The organism is Helicobacter labetoulli, assembly GCF_003670275.1.
Taxonomy (GTDB): Bacteria; Campylobacterota; Campylobacteria; order Campylobacterales; family Helicobacteraceae; genus Helicobacter_C; species Helicobacter_C labetoulli.
In genome coordinates, this window is record NZ_QXJF01000004.1 from 1,791 (window position 1) to 22,172 (window position 20,382).

Genomic DNA, 20,382 nt, shown 5'->3' on the forward strand with positions numbered 1-20,382 from the left:
CGCCCCCCCCCCCCCCCACCCCCCCCCCCCGCCCCGCTCCCCCCCCCCCCCCCCCCCCCCCCCCCCCACCCCCCCCCCCCCCCCCCGCAGTCGCAATGCGACAGCGAAGATCCAGACGAAAATAAATAAACTATTCTCTCGCATCGCATAAAGCAAGACAAGATATGACTTTAGATTCTAAAGATTTTGTAGCAAATTTAGAATCTAAAGTTACTTTAGATTCTACCCTAGATTCATTCTCCACATCAAAAGCTGAAAATACACTTATAGCTTCTCTAAAGCTAGTCCCTGTGGTGATAATATCATCTACCAACACGACAAGCGGATAAGAGATATTTCTTGTAAGATAGAATCCTTTTGGGTTATTTTGACGAAAAGCAAGGCTTTCCCCTGCGTATTTGATGGCATTTCTTGCTTTTAGCACCCCATATACGCCTTTAAATACCCCTTTAGATTCTCTCTCAAATGCCCTTACAATCACGCCTGTATGCGAATACGCCCCATAGGGATAGTCATCTAGCCCCACAAGCCCTACCCTTTGAGTAAAATCAGCAAAATCAATATGTGTGAAAAAATATGCCGCTGCTTTGTGTGCCAAAAGATTTAAAACACGCGACCCGATAAGCTGATATTTACTCTGCATAAGCAAACTCACATCACTATACGCATAAAAACTATATGCGTATATAGAATCTGTTAGCTTTCTTGTAGAAAGCTTAAGCGGTATAGAATCTAAACAAGCCTTGCATATCACAAAATCCACACGCCAATGCCACCGCCCACACACAAGACATTTCATTTTCTTACAACCTTCTTGTTAAGATTCTGCTCATAAAGATTCTGCCCTACCCTCTCATATCAACGCAGCCTTAGCACAATGTAATTTGGCAAGAATCTTCCTTAAAAACCAAATTGCACAGATATATAAACAACACAAAGTATATATGTCTAGGATATACACACCCCTATCCTTATCTGTAAGCTGCTTATACACGCCAAATTCATAAGTCTCTAAGCCAAGCATAAGACCAGCCCAAAGTGGCAAGGCAAGGTAAATCACCCACGCAAAAAGGGCTAAGATTCTTAGCATTAACAAAGCTCTTTGCTGATTTTGGGTTTTTTTATAAAACAGATGTATAAGATACATTACTCCCACAAATCCAAAGTGTAAAACCCCATACACTACGCAAACAAAGCCAAGTGGCATAATAAACATAAGCACAAACAGCACAAGTTCCAAAGCCAAAGCTCCTTTAGCAATTATTTAGGCTAGATTCTACTCTTTTAATCTCACCTACAATCTCTTGGCAAATCACTTCCCTATCCAAACTCGCATTTATTTCAATATAAGGCAGATTTAACATCTTTGTCGCCTCGCACATTCGCCCCTGTATCTCAAGCATATATTCTATACCACGGCTTTCAATGCTGTCATTTTTCTTAGATTCTAATCTCGCTTGTAATGCACTCTTTTCTAGCTTTAATATCACTACAAGTTGTGGCAAGATTCCCCTCAGGACAAGTTTATTTAGCATAATGGCTTTATCCATATCTATATGTTTTGCGTAAGCAATGCTTGAGATTAAGCTTCTATCGGAGATTACAAGCCTGTTTTTATGCGGCTTTAATACTTCTTTGTAATGCTGCGCCCTATCCGCAAGAAAAAGCATAAACTCCGCATATTCATCAAGCACAAAGCCCTGCCTTTGCGGTGCAAAAAGGATTAAATCCCGCAAAGATTCACCTATCACGCTACCACCGGGTTCTTTTGTAAAAACAGCCTGTGGAAAATGCTTTTTTAGCAGCTCTAGCTGTGTGCTTTTACCGCAAGTATCAACACCCTCAATCACAACATACATTCTCTAATCCTTTTTCACTTTAGAATCTAATATCTTTTGCTGATAGAGTGATTGGATAAAAGGCACAGCCGCACTTGGCACAAGATGAGAAAATCTACCATTATGCTCAATGATAGATCTCACCACAGATGAGCTAATAAAAGCATTTTGCAAAGTCGGCATAAAATAAATTGTCTCAAGCGTATCATTTAATGACGCATTCGCATAGCCCATTTGTAATTCATACTCAAAATCACTCACCGCCCTAAGTCCCCTTATAATCACCCTAGCCCCCTTCTCTCTAGCAAAGTCAGCTAAAAGATTTTCAAAGCTCTCCACCTGCACCTTTGGCAAATCACTTGTGCTAAGTTTTAGTATCTCAAGCCGCTCTTGTAAGCAAAACATCGGTTTTTTAGCGTTTGATGCTGCCACAGCAACAATCACTCTATCAAAAATCTCAATGGAACGCTTGATAATATCTAAATGCCCATTTGTGATAGGATCAAAAGTCCCCGGATAAATGGCAAGCTCTCTCATATATGCTCCTTATACTCATTAATCTGTGTCAATTTTCCAACGCTTATATAAGCTATTTTGAATTTTCAAGCTATCAAGCCATTTACCGATGAAAAAATACTCCATAGATTCTAAATTTCTTATCTTAGCATAATACCCCACATTTGGCGGAGAGATAATCACGCCAAGGTTTGAAAGCCTACTCATTTGCTCCAACGCAATGGGGCTAAAGGGCATTTCACGCGGGGCTAAAAGTAATGTGCGTCTTTCTTTCAGCATAACTGCTGCACAACGCGAGATGAGATCATCACATAAGCCGTGAGCCACTTTTGCTAAAAGATTCATACTTGTAGGGATTATCGCCATCGCATCTATACCAAAACTCCCTGATGAAATCCCGCTATCTAGCTCATCTTCATCATAGATTCTAAAATCTCGGCTTTGCCTTGCCCTATCAAGTGCGGATTCAATCTCCTGTCCCATTTCACTCAATGCCACAGCCTTTGCCCCCTCACTGACGACAACAAATAATTCTATATCTTTGGGGATACATTCTATAAACTTCACGCCCAAATGCACTCCACTTGCTCCACCTATGGCAACTACAAGTTTTTTGATACTCATTTTTACCCCTTTTTATGTCTTTTCAAATGTAAGATCATAGTATCTCGCCTTTATTCTCACTCACAATCCTAATCCGCAGAATCTTTCCGCTATCGGGATTTTGCGCGTTTATAATCTCATTATACGCTCCACTTTGCTTTGCTACAAGCAAAGTTTCAATACTCACCCCCTCTTGCTTGTTAAAAACACTCACCATATCGCCTTTTTTGACCAAGATTCTAGGTTTAAGCTTATCTTTAGTTATAGGCATTTGTGTGCGGATATAGCTTTTTGCACTATATTTTTGTATCTCCTCTATGCTCACAAACTCCGCCCCCACACGCTCAAACTTGATAAAATCCTCTTCCACATTCTGCAAACTTAGATTCTCACTAGAAGGGATATTTTGTGTGCTTTTTGCCACCCTTAAACGAGCTTGTATCTCATAGATAAATGTGAGCTTTTTAATACGCTCTCCATCTAGTGTGCGGTATCCCATAGTAAAGCTTCCGCTGTTTTTTTTTACAGCAAAGTTTGGAATGCTAAAATCAATCAAAGTATAATCCTTAGGCAGATTCCCCAAAGGACGCACCAAAATCTTATCAATCTGCAAATCCTTGCCATAATGCTGAATATACATCTTTTGGATAAATTCTAGGGCGTCATTTTCTTTCATACTTGAGACAAATTCAAACTCCACCACATCGCTTTCAAAGGAGATTATCTTATAGCCAAAGCGTTGAAAAATAAGCTTAATATCCACACTTTTTAGCCTAAGTGTGAATCTATCGGGCGGAAAAGAGGCGATTTTAAACTTTCTATCCATTTGCGGAAATAAATCTGTGGAGTAAATATCATTTTGGCTCACAGAATAGCTTTTTTGTAAATGCAGCTTTGAGCTAGGCACAGACTTTGGAATCTCAATCTCATCTGCCAAAGCCCCCATTGTAGCAAAAGAAGCAAAAAGCCAAAAGAGCAAAAAACTAAGTGTCTTTTTTAATAATACCTTTTTCATTTTCCTAGCCCCACTTATTACTTCATCTAACTTTTGCTTTCATCTAGCTTTTGCACAAAACTTCTTATAATCACGCGTCTTAAACCACCAAAATTAATCTTAAGCTTACACTGCTCTCCCTTGCCTTCCATACCCTCCACGCTTCCAACACCAAAAATCTTATGCACCACCTGTGAGCCTACTTCTATTTCATCATTTTTAGATTCTAAAGTATTTGAAAGAGAATCTTGCAGAGATTCTGCCCCTTCTACTAGCCCACTCTCTTTTAAAAATCTTGATTGCCTAAGTTGCCACTCCCTTTTGCCACGATAGAGCCGACTCTTACTATAACACAAACTCAAATGCTCCTTAGCACGAGTAAAGGCGACATAGCCAAGCCTCCGTTCCTCCTCTAGCTCATCATTCTCCCCACGATGCAGTGGGAAAAACCCTTCCTCAAAGCCAATCACATAAATATGCTTAAATTCTAGTCCCTTTGCTGAATGCACACTCATACAGCTTACACAATCCCCAACCGCCTCATCACTAGGACTAGCAAGGGCTAAGTCATTTAAAAACTCATCTAAAGTATTTGTGGGATTATGAATGACATAGTCTTTAAACATACCATAAAATTCATAGATATTCCCTTCCCTATCTACTTCATCAAGTGGGCTAAACTCAAAAATAAGATTCTCCTGCATATCCTCAATCATCTCACTCAAATCCGTCATATTCCGCCATTTAGATAAATCTTTTTGTAGTTTGACAAGTGCGGTATATGCCTTTTCTCCAATGTGGGCTTTAGATTCTAATGGATATTGCTCCAAACACGCAAGGCAGGAAAGCCCTTTACTTTGAGAGAGCTGCTCTAGTTTGCTTTGTGTAACCTTACCAATCCCGCGTTTTGGGCGATTAATAATCCTAAGGAATGAAAAATCATCATCTGCATTCACAATCAAACGCAAGTAGCTTAACAAGTCCTTTATCTCGGCTCGTTCATAAAACCGCACCGCCCCAATGAGCTTATATGGAATCTTAAAGCGATTAAAGCTCTCTTCAATACTCCTTGATAACGCATTCACACGGAATAAAATAGCAATATCGCTTGGATTTTCCCCACTCTCACACAGCCTTGCTATCTCCTTAGCCAAAAATGTAGCCTCTTGTGCTTCATCTTCATTTTCTATCACTCTAACTGCTTGTATAGAGCCTTTAACACTTTTTAGATTCTTACCCAAACGCTCGGTATTGTGAGCGATTAAAGCATTGGCTGCTTGCAAAATCTCCTCACTTGAGCGGTAGTTTTCTTCTAGCTTTATGGTCGTTGCCCCGCTAAATTCCTTAGCAAAACGCAAAATATTGCCAATATCCGCTCCACGCCACCCATAAATGCTTTGATCATCATCACCCACGACACAAAGATTATTATGCGTTGTGCATAGAGATTTTAGAATCTTGTATTGCAGCTCATTTGTGTCTTGATACTCATCTACCATAATGTATTGATACCTTTGACTCATCTCTTTAGCAATATCACTCCTTTGGGATAGAATCTTATAGGTAAGATAAAGTAAATCATCAAAATCAAGTAGATTCTTTTTTTGTATATAGCTTTCATACTCGGCATAGATTCTATTCATCAGCTTATATTCCGGGCTGTGAGCGTAGGCTGCTGCCTCTTGTGGGGAGAGAAAGCTATTTTTCATATTTGAAATATATGAGTCAAAATGCGATACGGGCAGGGCTTTTGATAAGGATTTTAAAATCGCCTTTTTATCATCAGAATCTAGCACGACAAAATTTGCCTCCCGCTCTAAAACCTTAATATAAAAACGCAAAAAAAGTAAGCCAAATTTATGAAAGGTGCATAAAAGCGGTGGGGCTTGGTAGGCATTACTTAAAAGGCTTAATGCTCTATTTCTCATCTCTTGTGCGGCTTTATTTGTAAAAGTCAAAGTAAGCGTAGCATTTGATGGAATCCCCACTTCATCAATGAGATAAGCCAAACGCGTAGTAAGTGTTTTTGTCTTCCCACTTCCCGCCCCAGCTAGAATCAGCAAAGCCCCATCAATATGCTTGACAGCCTCTAACTGCTTGGGGTTTAAAGAATGAAGTGCTTGATGGAGTAGTGTATCTGCCATAAGATTCTAAGATTCTATGTTTATGGTTTTATATCTTTTAGACTTGCTTCTACAACGGAAAAATCAGGCTTTTGTGAAAGGTAAGGTGCAACCTCCTTATCACTTAACTTTTTCCATATTTTTGTCTCACCCATCAAGCCAGATTTATCAATACTCCCTCGCAACTCAAGCGTATCGCCTTTAAGCGTAACCTTTGCATAATACTCTTTTCCTGCATCAAAGTTATATACCTTACCGTTTTTAAACACATCACTATTACCATCTCTCACAAGGTTATATACAAACACACTGCCCTTATCAAAGCGATTTCTTAGAGCTGGATTCTCATTATTTACATCTTTTTTAGGTGCAGAGCCATCAACATTAGCAAAACCATAGCAATAATATTTATCACCTTTTTTGAAAAACTCCACAATAGATTGCCTTCCGCTCTCGCCCTTATGCGTCATATAATAACCCTCTAAATCCGCCCCAAATAGCCCAACACACATTCCACACGCAATAATCATCTTTAACATACGCATTCACTACTCCTTGAAGATTCTTAAGATTTTAAAAGTGGCACGAAATTCGCTTGTGCTTAGATACACTCGCATTTTTGCAATTTCATTTTGCAAGTATAACAAAATTATATTAGAATAATGCAACTTTTTGCCAACTTAGAAAAATAAGCTAAAACAGGCAAAGCACAACTAAAAGGGAGTATATGAGATTCTACACAATCCTAGTTTGTATCGCATTTTGTGGGAGTTTGGCACAAGGTGCAAAAAAAGAAATCATTCAAGATTTCTCACAAGATAAAAACCCTGAAGAAGTGCTAGAAGATGTCAAGCAAACGCGTCAAGAGCTGCTCTACAAAGTCGCAGGGATAAAAATCAAAAAGCCAAAGGACCCAAGAGAAGGCTTTTATAGGCTTGTAAGTGTTGGAGCTGCCTACACGCCAAGTCTAGGGATAAGTAGCGTTTTAGGCGTAGAAGCAGGATATGATTTCATCTTTGACAAAAGACATTCTTTGCGGTTTTTTGGCTTCTTTGATCGCACAAACTATGGCGGGTTTGCAGACTTAGAATTTGACCACACCAAACCAAATGCAATGCAAATCTATCGCGGAGGCTTTTCGGCAGAATATAGAATCTATGCAAATTCTTACATCGGCTTTCGCATTAGACTTGGCTCACTTGGTGCATTTAACTTCTCAAGGACAGATTCAGCCCTTATCCCAACTCTCACTGCAGAACATAAAAAGTGGTTTTTTTCAACAATTGCCATTGGACCCATTTTTACCTATGGCAGACATCACGAAGTTTTTGTGGGCTATGATTTGCTAGATTATGAAAAAGAACGCGGTATGAGCGTGAATTATCTCAAATATTCATATAAATTTTAAAGGAGTTTTTATGCTTGATGTCAAACAATGCTATATTAATGCCAACGCCTTGCTGAAAGGACATTTTCTCTTAAGCAGTGGGAATCACTCAGATCACTATCTACAATCCGCTCGTGTACTTGAAAATCCAAAAATCGCCGAAAAATTAGCCAACGCTTTAGCCAAGCAGATTCTAGAATCTCACATAGAAGTGGATTGCGTTTGTTCTCCGGCTCTTGGTGGGATTTTAGCAGGATATGAACTTGCTAGGGCTTTGGGCGTGAGATTTATTTTTACAGAGCGGGTAGAAGGGCAAATGCAGTTAAGAAGAGGCTTTGAAGTAAAGCAAGGGGAAAGGGTGCTTGTGTGTGAAGATATTATCACAACAGGTGGTTCAGCCCTAGAATCTGCACAATGCGTGGAATTTCAAGGAGCAAAAATAGTCGCCTTTGCCGGATTAGCCAATCGTGGATTCTGCAAACGCGTAGGCTCAAATTTAGAGCGAAAAAAAGAGGCACGATTGCCTGAGCATATACCACTTTTTGCGTTGGAAGATTTTGTATTTAATATGTATAAGCCAAGCTCTTGTCCGCTTTGCCAAAATGGAATGCAAAAAGCTGTAAAGCCCGGTAGTCGTGGGAACTAATGGCAAAGCGTTGGCGTAAGATCAAATCTCAAAAACACCCTCATTTGACTAACAACAATGCAGATTCTAGTCAGTGGGTGAATCTCAAAGATTTTAATCTCAAAAAACAACTTCAGTTAATGTGTGCGAGTGAGCGGATTAAGGCGTTTATCACAGATATGTTTATGATAAATATGCCTCTTTTGTATCTCACAACCTATGTGTTTTTAGATGGTAAAAATGACTTCACACATAATCAAAGTGCGATTCTTGCCTGTGGTGTGGGCTATGGGTTTATCATTTCGCTTTTTTTGGCTTTTGCTTCACAAACGCCGGGTTATCGCTATATGGGCTTAAAGCTTATGCAAAGGCAAGATTCTCGCTCTAAGACAACAGCCTTGCAACAGCAACATACGCAAGGTTCAAATGCTACTGATGAGACACACTCGCCCTTTGTCAAAATCAGTCTTTTTAAGTCTATTTTGCGTTATGTAGTATGGCTTGTTGGCACAAGCTTTCTTGTTGGGCTACTCTTTGGGCTATTTCGCCGTGATGGGCGAGCTTTGCACGATGTGATTTGTGGGACTTACATTATCAAAGTCTAAGTATATGTTTAAGGCATAAGATTTGTGCCAATAAAATCTCGCCCTAATTCCCTTGCACACTCAAACACACTAAAGCTCCCACTTGCTGGATCAAGCACTAAATCGCCCTTATTCGTGCAAGATTCTATCAAAGCCTTTTGCAATCCTTTGGGCTTTGAATGCGGATGGATTTTTAGCTCATCATTTGGAATCTTCTCGCTCCACACATCGCGGATATTATGTAATCGCCAAGTATTTTTAGCCCTAATAGGTGCTTTTTGCAAAACAAGTAAATACTCGCTCTGTCGCCTCGTGCGATAGCCCATACCCATTTTGAGCTTATCCCAAGTGATAAGATCTACCACCTGCAAACTCGTATGCTCCACCCACGCCTTCACGCCTTCACACAAATGAAACTTATCAATCCATAGCATCAAATAACAGCTAGGCTTTAGCACTCTATCAATCTCACATATAAAGCTTTGAATCTGCCCTTCACTCATCTGCATAAGTGTGCTTCTGCCCTTTTGTCGCTCCCCCTCGTTGCCATAACGCATTTTATCAAGCACCCCGCGATACTGCGGATCAAAAAAACACAAATCAACACTGCGAGATTCTAAACTCCCCATAAGCTCTAAGCCATCAATGTTGAGTTTGGTATTTTTTTGAATCTTCACACGCTGCCTTTAACACTGCCTTTGGCAAAAATTTCTGCCATTATAGCAAAGCTTAAGACAAAAGCGGAACAAAAGCAAGAGATATAGAGATTCCATTGTTATTGTCAGCTTGATCGGTATTCTCAGTAGAATCTAACACACTTGCTTTAAAAGTCCATTTTTTATTTCGGCACGATTTTTCTAACTCTTTTGTCCGCTCACATTGTGGATAGATAAGCACTACACTAACATTGCTAGATTCTAAGCGATACTTACTCGCATACGCCCACATTTGATATAAATCATTTTGTGAGATTCCACATTTTTTCTCATCAATGCTAGAATCTGGGATTTTCCACTTTGTATCCACAATGATAATTCTATCCTTACCACGCATTATAATATCGGGCTTTAAGCAAAATATGTCTTTATCTTCCTCATCTTTGTCTTTATCTTCCTTATCTTGTAGTAGATATTTGCTACTCTCTTGTGTTTTTACTTTAAAGTCTTTCGCACATTTTTTGAGCCAAAAACTCACAAAAGATTCAAAAAGCTTCTCCATAGGGAATACAAATGCGATCGCCTTATCACTTCCAACATAAGGGCTAAAAGCTTTTTGTCCCAGAAATACCTTACACCACAATAAAATCATTTCATATTCTTTAGCCCTACTCATATTATTACATTTTATAAAGTCAGATTCTATATTCTCACTTGGGCTAATATCAGCAAAGATAAATCGCATAGAATCTAGCCTTGTTTGTGTGTTAGGGCTAAAGCTTAGGCACGATAAGACGCAAAGTGTGGATTGTATTAAGCGGTTTGGGGCTATATCTTGTGTGTATTCATCGCTACTTGTGAAAAATCTCTCTTTATGGATAAGATTTTGTGTAATATGGTCTTTAAACTCTAATTTACCCTTGAGAAACACCCTATTTTGCACGATACAAAGATAATCACTCTTTAGCCCAGCTTTCACTAGCTTTTCACACTCATCTAAAAACATACGCACAAAAATTTCCAAAAGTGGGAGATGAAGCGTGTGGAGATGGGCTAGGTGATTGTGCTTAAAAGGAGTGTTTTTGAGCGTGGCAAGGCAGTTTAGCAAAATCATTTTAGCTTCACAAACATCACAAAGCTTTTTACTCTCGTTAGATTCTGTATTGCTTGATTGTGAGACATTTTGTATAAATTTTTTATCAGTAACACTATCGCTGAAATATTCAAAAGCCTTTTTAATCTTTTCTTTTTCAAAGCGGATTTTACATTCGCATTTTTTAGAATCTTGCATCCCATTACCGCTAAAAGTCTTTGGCAAAATATCTACGCAAAAGCCACTTTTAGTTTGTATTGTGCCGACATAGTTTTTAGCTTTGAGTGCGTTTTTTGTTTTATGGGCTAGAAAATGGTTGTGCCTTTCATCACTAGCAAAGTCCTTTAGCTCATAAAAATCTTTTGTGCTTTTTGCTTAGAATCTTTTGTCTTACAAGATTCTAAAATGCGTTGTATATCTTCAAGTCCAAAGCTTTGATATTCAGCGATATAAAGTGTAGGCATAGATGAGCCTTAATTAGATTCTGTGTTTTTATACATCGCTTTAAAAGTGTTAATATCCCACTCGCTAGAATCTGTGATTTCCCATATTTGCTTTTCATTATCTACAAATTCATCGCTTAAGGAGATTCCAGCTTGAGACATTGTTATAGGCTTTAGCATTCCATTGTTGTTTAGCACCGCATTTATCTTGGCATAATCATCATAGAAATACTCCTGCAAAAGCGGTAGAATCTTATTTTTAAACACTGCTTTTAAGTTTGTGAGCGTTAGCTCATACCACTCATTTTCATCGTTAGAAAACAACTTGGCTTTTTCAAAAAAGAAGCTATGCCCTATGGTTCGCTCCCTATCAAGCAAAAATTTTATGCGACTATTGATGCTATCTAATATTTTTTTCAATATCTCGGCTTTATCTGTATCATAATCATCAATGCTTGTTTGCTTATTCTCATATTCTTCTACAAGCCATATTTTTTGCAACTCATTAGAATCTGGTAACATTTCTATAAACTCAAACCGCCTACGCAATGCGGTATCAAGCAATGCGATACTTCTATCAGCAGTATTCATCGTGCCGATGATATAGAGATTTTTCGGCACGCTAAAAAGCTCTTGGCTATAGGGCAGCGTAACTTCAAGGGCTTCTTTTTCACCTTTTCGTTTGCTAGGCTCAAGCAAGGTAATAAGCTCCCCTAGAATCTTAGAAATATTCCCACGATTGATTTCATCAATGATTAGGATATAGGGCTTTAGGCGATTGTCTAAGGTGGATTCTAGGGTAGGGATTGTGCTAACTTGATAATGTGTTTTCTCAAATTCAGCGATAGACTCATAAAGTGTGAAATAATATCCAGCATTGCCGTGTCTATGGGACTTTGACTCATAGCTTGGCTTAATGTCATTCCAATCTTTTATCTCGCCATTTTTAAACTTCTCATAATCTCTTTTGATAACTTTTTGCGTAAGTCTTTGCATAGAGCTAGAATCTTCCAACACCCCTATTATAATTGAGCTAAAATCTCCGTTTTGTAAGCGATGAATACCTTGTATTTTCATTTTTGTAGTCCATTCTTTAGACTCAAATTTCGGCTCTTTACCTTCTTCCAGCTCATCTTCTATGTAAGCTGCATATTGTTCTAATAAATCATCAAGCTCTATTTCCTGCATAACTTCTCTAGGATTTTTTAAGGATTTTTCGTAGTTTTCATAATTTTCGCTTGCCTTTTGACACATATCCTTAAAGATTCCATCTTTAATTTCATATTCCATTGTATCGCTTTTTTGTCTATTAAGTCGCGGTCTAATCCCCTCTACAAAATCCTCATATCCATAGCTTTGGTGAAATGTTACAAAAGCAATTTGCTCATCACTTATAAAATCATTAAAAATTTTCTTTTTCTCATCTCGCTCTTGTGGGATAGAATCTATCTCTTTCCGAGCAAAGAGAATCTCTAATGCTTTATCAATGGTGTGATAAGTTTTCCCCGTCCCCGGCAGTCCATAAAGGATTTGATTGAGTGGAATAGATTCTATTTGTTGGGCTTGTGGTTGCGATATATCATTATCACTTATTTGTGGATTGATAGCGATAAAATCATTTGAGCTAAATGTGTTAAAATAATTCATTGCTTCTAAAAAGTCATCTGTAATTTTTTCATAATCTAGCGTATCAGCAGGATAAGTATAAAAGTATCTTTCTAACGCCTTGCTTTGCTCCATAGTATTCACCGCCCTACATCTTGCTAGTTCAATCCCGCCTTTATCTGGAAAGCCAAACTTCAAAACAAAATGTGGATTATTATCAAAGTATCCCTGATAGGCAATAAAAAGACAAACACCATTTTGCACTGAAAATTTTTCAGTATTGATAAAACCAGCCCTTACAATATCCTTACGCACAAATGCTATCCAGCTATGCGGATTTAAACAGCCACCCTGATTACCTATGCTTATCTTATAAAAAATATCTGCATTCAAAAAAGCTAACAAAGGCTTAATTTCGAGACTAGATGTGTCTTTCGCACTTATCTGACCACGCTGTGTTAATTGATTTCTCGCAAGACATTCATCAACCTGCTTTTTTAGCTCTCTTAAAGCATTTTGAAACAATTCTCGCTCTTCTTTACTCCACTCAATTTTATCCACTTCACCTCCATTTTCAAAGTTTTAAAATAAGTTTCTAGATTCTACCCCACATACGCGGTTTTTTTATCAAGGTAACGCACAAGCACAGATAGGCTAAAGCACACCACAAAATAAATGCTTGCCACCACGCCAATCATCACAAGAATCTCTTCAAAGCTCGTAAGCTGGGCTAGGATAATCTTAGACTGATAGGTAAGCTCGGCGATTTGCAGCCCAGCAAGAAATGAAGTATCCTTAAATGTCGTAATAATCTGTGAGAGCAGTGAAGGGATAACTTTTCTAAAAGTTTGGGGCAAGATGATGTAAAACAATGTAAAAAACTGGCTAAATCCCTGCGAATACGCCGCTTCAAACTGCCCTTTTGGGATAGAGTTTAGCCCACCGCGGATGATCTCTGCCATAACCGAGCTTGTATAAAGCGAAAAGCCTATTGTCCCCCACACCGCAGGATCAGCCCTCCCAAAAAAGCTTGGCAAAACAAACACGGCTGTTAGCATCCATAGAAGCAATGGGGTATTCCTAAAAGTTTCTATATAAATAGCCGCTAGAGTGCGTGAGATCCTCCCGCCATAGTTACGCGTGATAGCAAGAAATGTCCCAAGAATGATAGAAATCACGCAAGTAGCCACCGCCACCATAAGCGTCAAATACAAGCCATCAAGGAGAAAGTGGAAGTTCGTCTCGCTAAATATATTTTCCATTTTAGATCTCCTTAACGCTTAAGATGGGCATTTTTCAGCCTGTCTTCGTAAAATTTTGCAAAATACGCCAACGGATAGCACACGATAAAATACAGCAATGCAGTAAAAAGATAAGCCGGAGCATAATTGCTCGTATCCCCAGCATAGCTATCAGCCACATACATAATCTCCCCGCCTGCTACAATCAAAAGCACAGAAGTGTTTTTGATGAGATTGACCATTTGATTTGTCAATGGAGGCAAGATAATTTTAATCGTTTGTGGCAGGATAATATAACGCATTTGCTGCGTGTAGGTGAATCCTTGTGAAACAGAGGCTTCAAACTGCCCTTTTGGGACAGAGAGTATCCCGCTTCTTACCACCTCGCTCGCATACGCTCCGTGATATGCTCCAACCCCCAAAACACCGACACTAAACACATCAAGGTGAATCCCAAGCGGAGGCAAGGCAAAATACAAGAAAAATATCTGTATCACAAGCGGTGTATTTTGAAAAATCTCAACATAAATGCGTGTGTAGGCTTTAAGAATCTTAAATCTGCTTGTCGCCATAACCCCACCGATCGTGCCAAAAATAAGTGCGATCAAAAGAGCCAAGCAACTCACCGATAAGGTATAGCCAAAGCCCGATAGAAACTCATCAGCGTGTGAAAGCATATCTGCAAACTTCCACAACGCAAATGGATTTGAGCTAGGATTCTCCTCATCGTATAAACCCACAGATTCTAGAAAACTAAAGAGGCTATCCCCCAAAGTCTCATTCTCTACCATTGTAGTATCCAAGCCTACATCTTCCACTTTTTTATAGTCCCCACTTTTTGGCTAGATCATCAATTTGTGCTTTGTTATCTTTCACAAAGTTGTCAATAAATGCAGCAAATTCTTTGTCTTTTTTAGGGCTTACAATGCCGTATTCTTGCGGCTCAAAGCTATCTGGGAGAATCTCGCTCTTATCATCAACATAACCCAAAAGGATAGATTTATCCACACCAAAAGCATCTACGCGTTTAGCATCAATGGCTGCTTTGATACTTGGATAGTCTGGAAACTCATTAAACTTCACATTCACACCAAGCTTTTTTGCCGCCGCATCAATAGCCTTTTTAGAAGTGGCTGCTTGGGCTACACCGATGGTCGTATTTTTCATATCAGCGATAGATTTATATCCCTTTTCTTTCAGTACAAGTAAGCCAACAGCGTCCTTATAGTATGGCTGCGAAAAGTTATAAGTGCGTTTGCGTTCAGGCGTGATTGTAAAGGTTGCAATAACCGCATCAATGCTACCATTATCAAGCAATGGTCCTCTTGTTTTTGCATTCACAGCTACGAGTTTAATCTTTTTCTCATCACCCAAAATGCTTTTTGCTAAAAGCTTTGCCACATCAACTTCAAAGCCTTGAATCTGCTTTGTCTTTTGATCAAGCAAAGCAAAACGCGGCACATCATTTTTCACACCAACAACAATCTCACCGCGTTTTTTAATATCATCTAGCATTCCCGCATTTGCTTGCAAAGCAAAAAGTCCCGATACGAGAAACAAACCCGCTACCCTTAGCATTCCTTTAAAACCTAGTTTCATTACGACTCCTTTAAAGTAAGTTTAGCCTAGTGACTCAAAATTTTACCCAAAAATGTCTTCGCACGCTCGGTTTTTGGCGATACAAAGAAATCCTTAGGTACGCTTTCTTCCACGATAGTGCCATCTTCCATAAAGATGATTCTATCTGCCACCTCCTTGGCAAATCCCATCTCGTGCGTTACGACAACCATTGTCGTATTGCTTTGATGTGAGATCTCACGCATAACATCTAAAACTTCTTGTATCGTCTCAGGGTCAAGCGCGGAGGTTGGCTCATCAAAGAGGATATAGGGCTTTTGTGTGCATAGACTTCTAGCAATTGCTACGCGTTGCTGCTGCCCTCCGCTAAGTGTGGCGGGATAGACTTTCGCCTTATCTTTTAAGCCAACGACTTCAAGGTATTTGTAGGCAATTTCCTGTGCTTCTTGCTTTGTCTTGCCTCGTAGCTTAATGGGTGCAAGGGTTAGATTCTCAAGTACGCTTAAATGTGGGTAAAGATTAAAATGCTGAAACACCATAGCACAATACTCGCGGCATATCTTTGTCTTTGTCTTGTGATTAAGCGGAATACCACCGACAATAACTTCACCGGAGCTTACCTCTTCAAGCCCATTCATACAGCGAATTGTAGTGCTTTTGCCACTGCCACTTGGTCCAATGATGACAAGCTTTTCACCATCTTTGATTGTGAGATTTATATCTTTTAGCACGTGGTGCTTACCATAGTATTTATTGACATTCTTTAACTCAATCACAACTATCCTTGTTTTGATTTTTTGATTTTTGGGGGAAATTGCGAAACTCTAGCACAAAATTACATAGAATTTGAAATAATAGAGCAAAAATCGTGCATTACAAACAAAATATTGTTACAAATTTCTACATACTCCTTATAAGAGTTATAACAATTTGTTACTTTTTGTTACTTTAATCACATGATATCTTGATCGCATACCGAACGATAATGAATAAATATGAACAAATTAGGTTGTATCATCCACATATTGCTGTAACTTTACGTTACAATTTTTTTATATACGACACCAATTAATGATACAGCAAACAAAATACATTTGGTTCATATCGCAACATTTTTCAATCCTTATAGAAGCATACATTCAAAAACACTGTATAAATTAAGCTATAATCATTCAATCAACCCATTGGGAAAGAATTTGATCTAATTCGATTTGAAAAAGATAGAATTATAAATATTGAGTTAAAATCTAGATTGACTAATGAATCTAAGATTTTAAAACAGCTTGAACGCAATTACTACTATCTATCCGTGCTTAAAAGAGAAAGACACCACTATGTCTTTGTATCCAGTGAAAGAAAGTTTTACTGCTATTCGCAAGACACATTACAAGAAATACAGACGCAAGATTTGTATCAAATGCTCAAAAATCCACAAATTGACCAAATCTACCCCGATGCGTTGTTTGCTCCAGTTAATTATTTGATTTCTCCTTTCAACAATACAGAATCGTTTATTCAAAACGAATATTTTTTGACAAGTTGTCAAGAAGAAATATATAAAAGCATATTAGATGGTATCAATACAAAAACTCAACACATATTTTCAATATCCGGTCAAGCAGGGACAGGAAAAACTCTACTAACTTACCATATCGTAAAAAATCTAGTAGAACAACAATATCAGGTTGCTGTCGTGCATTGCGCCAACTCTAATGATGGCATCAACAAGCTTAAACAATTGGGATGGCATATCTATACAATCAAAGAGTTTGATCTTGAAGAAGTGAAAGCTGATGTGATTGTTATAGACGAATCCCAAAGAATAAGTGTTGAGCAACTACAAAAAATACTGCGAGAAAGAGGAGATAGGATACTCATTTTTTCTCACGATGTCCATCAAAAACTTAATAGAACCAATGAAGCAGAAAAGGTTACGCAAGAAATTGAAGAAGTAGCTCAAAAAAACAATTATAAGTTATCAAATAAAATTAGGCACAATCAAGAAATTGCTTATTTCATCAAAAAAATATTTAATCCAAGCAATAAAGCGTTTGAAGATTCAAAACCAAAAAAAATTTAGTCACATATCCTTGCGTTATGCCAATAATTTGGAAGATGCAGAAAAATATATTAAGTCTTTTGTTAATAAAGAATGGAAACATATCTACTTAACCACAAATCTTTACAAAAAAGATAAGCTAGAACAAGTAAGATTTAATTCAGAGATGAGCTCCCACTGTGCCATTGGACAAGAATGGAATAGAGTTGTTGTAACAATCACTGATGATTTTTATTACACAAAAGAAGGCAAATTAAGCTATAAGGCTGAATATTTTTACAATCCTTTAGAAACACTATTTCAAGCTCTAACAAGGGTGAAAAAAGAGCTTGCATTAATAGTTATTAGTAACCGAATTTTTTATGAAATATGTGCTGGGATATTGTGTGAAAAGTAACTTATTTGCTTTGACTTGTAACAGAAGTATATTTGTAGATGACATACCCTATTACACCAGATCGATCCTTTCAATCAAAGCAACATTGGGACCAAATAAATCATTTCGCTTTGCTGTATCCATTTTTGATTAAGTTTTATACTTTCAATACTCTCATCAATGCCGATAAACTTTCTCCCCAATTTTAGTGCTTCTTGCAAAAATCCCCCACCACCACAGAAACAATCCATAACCCTAGAATCCATATTTGATGACATAGCAACAATACGCCTTAGCATTGCTCTATTTTTCTCGGTAGGATAAGCTGGATTTTGAGAATCTTTAAACTCCCAAATATCTTGTATCTTTTTACCCCTGCATTCATCTCTATAAACTTTCTTGTGTGGATTATTTCTTTTTTGCTTTATTGAATTATTTTAGAGAATTTTGAAATGCTTGTTTTTATTGTATTTAAACTCTAAAGGTTTAACCATATTTTAAAATGTCAATTTGCATTATTGCACCCTTCTAAAATCTCATTCCATTTTATTTTATGTTCTCTTTTAAGTTCAGCATCTATTTCAATTAAATGGGAATAATTTTCTATAAATTCATCAAGACTTTCAATTAAACGCAGATAATATTTTATGCTTGGCAAAACGCCATTAACAATAACTTGGCAGCCGTGTTCTTCTTTAATTCTCTCAATTTGAGAAAAAATTTCATCTTTTTCTTGCTCTTTAATATTTGCAGTTGAGAAGATGCCATATCGCTTTGGTGCAAATTTGCAAATTTTAGAATAAGCAATAGCTATCATATTGTTATCAATTTCTCTATTTAACTTTATCTCTATGGCTTCATATATCTTTTTATCCTTAAAAATTTCAATATCACCCGCACTTTTTGAAGTTCTATCACTTGCAGTATGGCTTCCTAGTGGTGCTAAAGTGCAGTTTTCATAACGCTTTAATTCTTTTATAAGGATTTGATAAATCGCATAAAATGCCAAAACAGGAAGCTTTGAAGCCCCAGAAATTTGATAATTATGCTGAAAATGGGAATCCAAAAATTTAATAATATGCGTAATACTTAAAGTATCTTTAGAATCTAGTGACACAATAGCAATTTTATGTTTTTGCATTTCATCTTTTATCATCATAAAAAGTGCATTTAAAAAATCTTTTGCCCTTCCTGCCCCTTTTTCTTTGTTTTCGCAAGTTTCTACAATATCTAAAAGTTGCAAAAAAGCATTTTTAAGCTTTTGATTAGCAATCTTACCCTTATAGTCAAGCGTGTAGGGATAGGCTTGTTCTAAACTGCGAGTAAGCCAACCACTTTCAGCCATCGCAGGAAGTCCTAACTTTCTCAAAGTTGGTGTAACAATTTTTGTATCAAAACTTCTGCCTGAAAACCCATTTTTAAGCTCTATTTTATGATAACGAATATCTTGTTTTGGATTTAAAATTTTATAAAATAAAAGCGTGATAAGCACCGTCCAAACTGCCTTTTGTGTATAAACATTTTGAATAATTATTTCTAAAAATTCTTTTTCTTGCTTACTTAAAATTGGTATTTTTGCATTATGAAATAAGTCAATTAAAACTTCTGATTGCTCACTCATCTAATAATCCTTGCATTAAAATTTCTCTCACAACATTTTCTATCATACCCACACAAACAGAATTACCAATTTGCTTATAAGATTCTGCTAAACTTTCATCCTTTATAAAACTATCAGGGAAGCCCATAATGCGATAGCATTCATTGATTGTAAGCTTACGCACAATGTCAAGTTCAGGCAAGTAGATAAAAAATCGCCCAGAGCTTTCTTGTGAAGGAATAGTTGGATGCACACCATTAGTTGAGTAAATTCTATTTGGTTGTCTATGCACCCTTGATAAATGCAGGGTATTTTCTCTAATACCTTTTTTCCAAATATTTTTATTACGATAACCACAAAATATAAGCCCAGATTCTTGCTCTCTTGTATCACTGAGCAAGGTATAGCTACTTTTATCCAAAATTTCAAAATCTCCATTTGTATCTAAAAAATCTTTTAAAATTTGTGGCTTTTGTAAAGCTAATAAATCAAAATCAAAAACTTTTGTTTGTGAAGCAATAATAATAATGCGTTCCCTATTTTGCGGCACACCAAAATCTTTAGCATTTAGTAATTTAAAACCCACTTCATAGCCTAGATTTTGTAAATTTTGTAGAATAATCTTTAGTGTTTGCCCTTTATTATGATAGATTAAATGCTTTACATTTTCAAGCAAAACTACCTTTGGTCTTTTCTCATCAATAATCCTACAAATATCAAAAAATAGCGTTCCCCTTGTGTCTTCAAATCCTTTTTTCTTACCTGAAATACTAAATGGTTGGCAAGGAAACCCCGCACAAAGTAAATCAAAATCAGGCAAAGATTTAGCTTCAATTTGTGTAACATCACTTAATGGACTTTCTTTAAAATTTGCTTCATACACTTTCGCGGCTTTTTCATTGATTTCACTTGAAAATACACATTTACCACCAGCATTTTGCACCCCCATTCTAATGCCACCAATCCCAGCAAATAAATCAATAAAGCTAAAATCCTTTTGTATAAAATCACTTTTTTTTCTTTGCTCTAAAATAGCATTAGAAAATAAATTTGCAGTCATT

The 20,382-nt window shown here is 37.4% G+C and carries 22 protein-coding genes and 1 pseudogene; 5 read left to right on the top strand and 18 right to left on the bottom strand.

Annotated elements, in window-relative coordinates; genetic code table 11:
- Positions 1–130 precede the first annotated feature (130 nt).
- Genes EBF12_RS02245 through EBF12_RS02280 form a run of 8 tightly spaced genes read right to left on the bottom strand, consistent with a single transcriptional unit; the run spans position 131 to position 6,619 of the window.
- Positions 131–799 (bottom strand): hypothetical protein, encoded by a 669-nt coding sequence (locus EBF12_RS02245; RefSeq protein ID WP_002956598.1) that lies wholly within the window; start codon positions 797–799, stop codon positions 131–133.
- A gap of 54 nt (positions 800–853) precedes the next feature.
- Positions 854–1,246: a hypothetical protein gene (locus EBF12_RS02250; protein ID WP_002956597.1), complete on the bottom strand. Its 393-nt coding sequence runs from the start codon at positions 1,244–1,246 to the stop codon at positions 854–856.
- 7 nt (positions 1,247–1,253) lie between these two features.
- On the bottom strand, positions 1,254–1,859 hold the full coding sequence (gene tmk / locus EBF12_RS02255) for a dTMP kinase (RefSeq protein WP_002956596.1): 606 nt from the start codon (positions 1,857–1,859) through the stop codon (positions 1,254–1,256).
- Positions 1,860–1,862: 3 nt separating this feature from the next.
- The gene (coaD, locus tag EBF12_RS02260; RefSeq protein WP_002956595.1) at positions 1,863–2,375 is read right to left on the bottom strand and encodes a pantetheine-phosphate adenylyltransferase; all 513 of its coding nucleotides are present in this window, start codon (positions 2,373–2,375) and stop codon (positions 1,863–1,865) included.
- Between the two features lie 18 nt (positions 2,376–2,393).
- Entirely contained in the window at positions 2,394–2,978 is a 585-nt protein-coding gene (locus EBF12_RS02265) for a UbiX family flavin prenyltransferase (RefSeq protein ID WP_002956594.1), read from the bottom strand.
- 34 nt (positions 2,979–3,012) lie between these two features.
- On the bottom strand, positions 3,013–3,972 hold the full coding sequence (flgA, locus tag EBF12_RS02270) for a flagellar basal body P-ring formation chaperone FlgA (RefSeq protein ID WP_015453455.1): 960 nt from the start codon (positions 3,970–3,972) through the stop codon (positions 3,013–3,015).
- A 26-nt stretch (positions 3,973–3,998) separates the two neighbouring features.
- Positions 3,999–6,095: an ATP-dependent helicase gene (locus EBF12_RS02275; protein WP_121726221.1), complete on the bottom strand. Its 2,097-nt coding sequence runs from the start codon at positions 6,093–6,095 to the stop codon at positions 3,999–4,001.
- Positions 6,096–6,115: 20 nt separating this feature from the next.
- On the bottom strand, positions 6,116–6,619 hold the full coding sequence (locus tag EBF12_RS02280) for a DUF2147 domain-containing protein (protein ID WP_121726222.1): 504 nt from the start codon (positions 6,617–6,619) through the stop codon (positions 6,116–6,118).
- A 182-nt stretch (positions 6,620–6,801) separates the two neighbouring features.
- Between EBF12_RS02280 and EBF12_RS02285 the strand changes: the two genes are divergently transcribed.
- Genes EBF12_RS02285 through EBF12_RS02295 form a run of 3 tightly spaced genes read left to right on the top strand, consistent with a single transcriptional unit; the run spans position 6,802 to position 8,691 of the window.
- Positions 6,802–7,482, top strand: a complete 681-nt coding sequence (locus EBF12_RS02285; protein ID WP_121726223.1) for a hypothetical protein — start codon at positions 6,802–6,804, stop codon at positions 7,480–7,482.
- Positions 7,483–7,492: 10 nt separating this feature from the next.
- Positions 7,493–8,107 (top strand): orotate phosphoribosyltransferase, encoded by a 615-nt coding sequence (gene pyrE, locus EBF12_RS02290; protein WP_121726224.1) that lies wholly within the window; start codon positions 7,493–7,495, stop codon positions 8,105–8,107.
- A complete protein-coding gene (locus EBF12_RS02295; RefSeq protein WP_121726225.1) occupies positions 8,107–8,691 on the top strand; it encodes an RDD family protein in 585 nt (194 codons plus the stop codon). The genes pyrE and EBF12_RS02295 overlap by 1 nt, the downstream gene beginning before the upstream one ends.
- Positions 8,692–8,699: 8 nt before the next feature.
- Here the strand turns inward: EBF12_RS02295 and EBF12_RS02300 are convergent, their stop codons facing one another.
- The 7 genes and pseudogenes from EBF12_RS02300 to EBF12_RS02330 all read right to left on the bottom strand — a co-directional run bounded on the left by EBF12_RS02300 (position 8,700) and on the right by EBF12_RS02330 (position 16,062).
- Positions 8,700–9,299, bottom strand: coding sequence for a DNA-methyltransferase (locus EBF12_RS02300; RefSeq protein ID WP_244196328.1), 600 nt, complete (start codon positions 9,297–9,299; stop codon positions 8,700–8,702).
- Positions 9,300–9,399: 100 nt separating this feature from the next.
- Positions 9,400–10,692 (bottom strand): annotated as a pseudogene (locus EBF12_RS02305) (McrC family protein); the annotation flags it as partial.
- 200 nt (positions 10,693–10,892) lie between these two features.
- Positions 10,893–13,028: an McrB family protein gene (locus EBF12_RS02310; RefSeq protein ID WP_244196317.1), complete on the bottom strand. Its 2,136-nt coding sequence runs from the start codon at positions 13,026–13,028 to the stop codon at positions 10,893–10,895.
- A 41-nt stretch (positions 13,029–13,069) separates the two neighbouring features.
- A complete protein-coding gene (locus EBF12_RS02315) occupies positions 13,070–13,729 on the bottom strand; it encodes an amino acid ABC transporter permease (protein ID WP_121726228.1) in 660 nt (219 codons plus the stop codon).
- 11 nt (positions 13,730–13,740) lie between these two features.
- The gene (locus EBF12_RS02320) at positions 13,741–14,499 is read right to left on the bottom strand and encodes an amino acid ABC transporter permease (protein WP_121726229.1); all 759 of its coding nucleotides are present in this window, start codon (positions 14,497–14,499) and stop codon (positions 13,741–13,743) included.
- A gap of 31 nt (positions 14,500–14,530) precedes the next feature.
- Positions 14,531–15,307, bottom strand: coding sequence for a transporter substrate-binding domain-containing protein (locus EBF12_RS02325; RefSeq protein ID WP_121726230.1), 777 nt, complete (start codon positions 15,305–15,307; stop codon positions 14,531–14,533).
- 26 nt (positions 15,308–15,333) lie between these two features.
- Positions 15,334–16,062, bottom strand: coding sequence for an amino acid ABC transporter ATP-binding protein (locus tag EBF12_RS02330; RefSeq protein ID WP_121726231.1), 729 nt, complete (start codon positions 16,060–16,062; stop codon positions 15,334–15,336).
- A 476-nt stretch (positions 16,063–16,538) separates the two neighbouring features.
- Here EBF12_RS02330 and EBF12_RS02335 point away from each other — a divergent pair, with 476 nt between their 5' ends.
- Together EBF12_RS02335 and EBF12_RS02340 are read left to right on the top strand one after the other, a co-directional pair.
- Positions 16,539–17,366 carry an ATP-binding protein gene (locus tag EBF12_RS02335; RefSeq protein WP_121726232.1) on the top strand — a complete coding sequence of 276 codons (828 nt, stop codon included), beginning with the start codon at positions 16,539–16,541 and terminating at the stop codon, positions 17,364–17,366.
- Complete coding sequence (locus EBF12_RS02340; protein WP_121726233.1) at positions 17,338–17,742, top strand: hypothetical protein; 405 nt, start codon at positions 17,338–17,340, stop codon at positions 17,740–17,742. Before EBF12_RS02335 ends, EBF12_RS02340 begins: the two co-directional genes overlap by 29 nt.
- Before the next feature lie 74 nt (positions 17,743–17,816).
- On the opposite strand, the gene EBF12_RS02345 is transcribed toward EBF12_RS02340, so the two are convergent.
- The 3 genes from EBF12_RS02345 to EBF12_RS11640 all read right to left on the bottom strand — a co-directional run bounded on the left by EBF12_RS02345 (position 17,817) and on the right by EBF12_RS11640 (position 20,381).
- Positions 17,817–18,149, bottom strand: coding sequence for a DNA methyltransferase (locus EBF12_RS02345; RefSeq protein WP_341865581.1), 333 nt, complete (start codon positions 18,147–18,149; stop codon positions 17,817–17,819).
- Between the two features lie 77 nt (positions 18,150–18,226).
- The gene (locus EBF12_RS11635) at positions 18,227–19,342 is read right to left on the bottom strand and encodes a DNA methyltransferase (protein ID WP_244196318.1); all 1,116 of its coding nucleotides are present in this window, start codon (positions 19,340–19,342) and stop codon (positions 18,227–18,229) included.
- Positions 19,335–20,381: a DNA cytosine methyltransferase gene (locus tag EBF12_RS11640; protein ID WP_244196319.1), complete on the bottom strand. Its 1,047-nt coding sequence runs from the start codon at positions 20,379–20,381 to the stop codon at positions 19,335–19,337. Before EBF12_RS11640 ends, EBF12_RS11635 begins: the two co-directional genes overlap by 8 nt.
- Between the last annotated feature and the right edge of the window lies 1 nt (position 20,382).

Bases quoted from the DNA above. Each gene is read 5' to 3' on its own strand.
- EBF12_RS02245 (WP_002956598.1), bottom strand. From the start codon at position 799: ATGAAATGTCTTGTGTGTGGGCGGTGGCATTGGCGTGTGGATTTTGTG.
- tmk (WP_002956596.1), bottom strand. From the start codon at position 1,859: ATGTATGTTGTGATTGAGGGTGTTGATACTTGCGGTAAAAGCACACAG.
- coaD (WP_002956595.1), bottom strand. From the start codon at position 2,375: ATGAGAGAGCTTGCCATTTATCCGGGGACTTTTGATCCTATCACAAAT.
- EBF12_RS02265 (WP_002956594.1), bottom strand. From the start codon at position 2,978: ATGAGTATCAAAAAACTTGTAGTTGCCATAGGTGGAGCAAGTGGAGTG.
- flgA (WP_015453455.1), bottom strand. From the start codon at position 3,972: ATGAAAAAGGTATTATTAAAAAAGACACTTAGTTTTTTGCTCTTTTGG.
- EBF12_RS02275 (WP_121726221.1), bottom strand. From the start codon at position 6,095: ATGGCAGATACACTACTCCATCAAGCACTTCATTCTTTAAACCCCAAG.
- EBF12_RS02280 (WP_121726222.1), bottom strand. From the start codon at position 6,619: ATGCGTATGTTAAAGATGATTATTGCGTGTGGAATGTGTGTTGGGCTA.
- EBF12_RS02285 (WP_121726223.1), top strand. From the start codon at position 6,802: ATGAGATTCTACACAATCCTAGTTTGTATCGCATTTTGTGGGAGTTTG.
- pyrE (WP_121726224.1), top strand. From the start codon at position 7,493: ATGCTTGATGTCAAACAATGCTATATTAATGCCAACGCCTTGCTGAAA.
- EBF12_RS02295 (WP_121726225.1), top strand. From the start codon at position 8,107: ATGGCAAAGCGTTGGCGTAAGATCAAATCTCAAAAACACCCTCATTTG.
- EBF12_RS02300 (WP_244196328.1), bottom strand. From the start codon at position 9,299: ATGGGGAGTTTAGAATCTCGCAGTGTTGATTTGTGTTTTTTTGATCCG.
- EBF12_RS02315 (WP_121726228.1), bottom strand. From the start codon at position 13,729: ATGGAAAATATATTTAGCGAGACGAACTTCCACTTTCTCCTTGATGGC.
- EBF12_RS02320 (WP_121726229.1), bottom strand. From the start codon at position 14,499: ATGGTAGAGAATGAGACTTTGGGGGATAGCCTCTTTAGTTTTCTAGAA.
- EBF12_RS02325 (WP_121726230.1), bottom strand. From the start codon at position 15,307: ATGAAACTAGGTTTTAAAGGAATGCTAAGGGTAGCGGGTTTGTTTCTC.
- EBF12_RS11635 (WP_244196318.1), bottom strand. From the start codon at position 19,342: ATGAGTGAGCAATCAGAAGTTTTAATTGACTTATTTCATAATGCAAAA.
- EBF12_RS11640 (WP_244196319.1), bottom strand. From the start codon at position 20,381: ATGACTGCAAATTTATTTTCTAATGCTATTTTAGAGCAAAGAAAAAAA.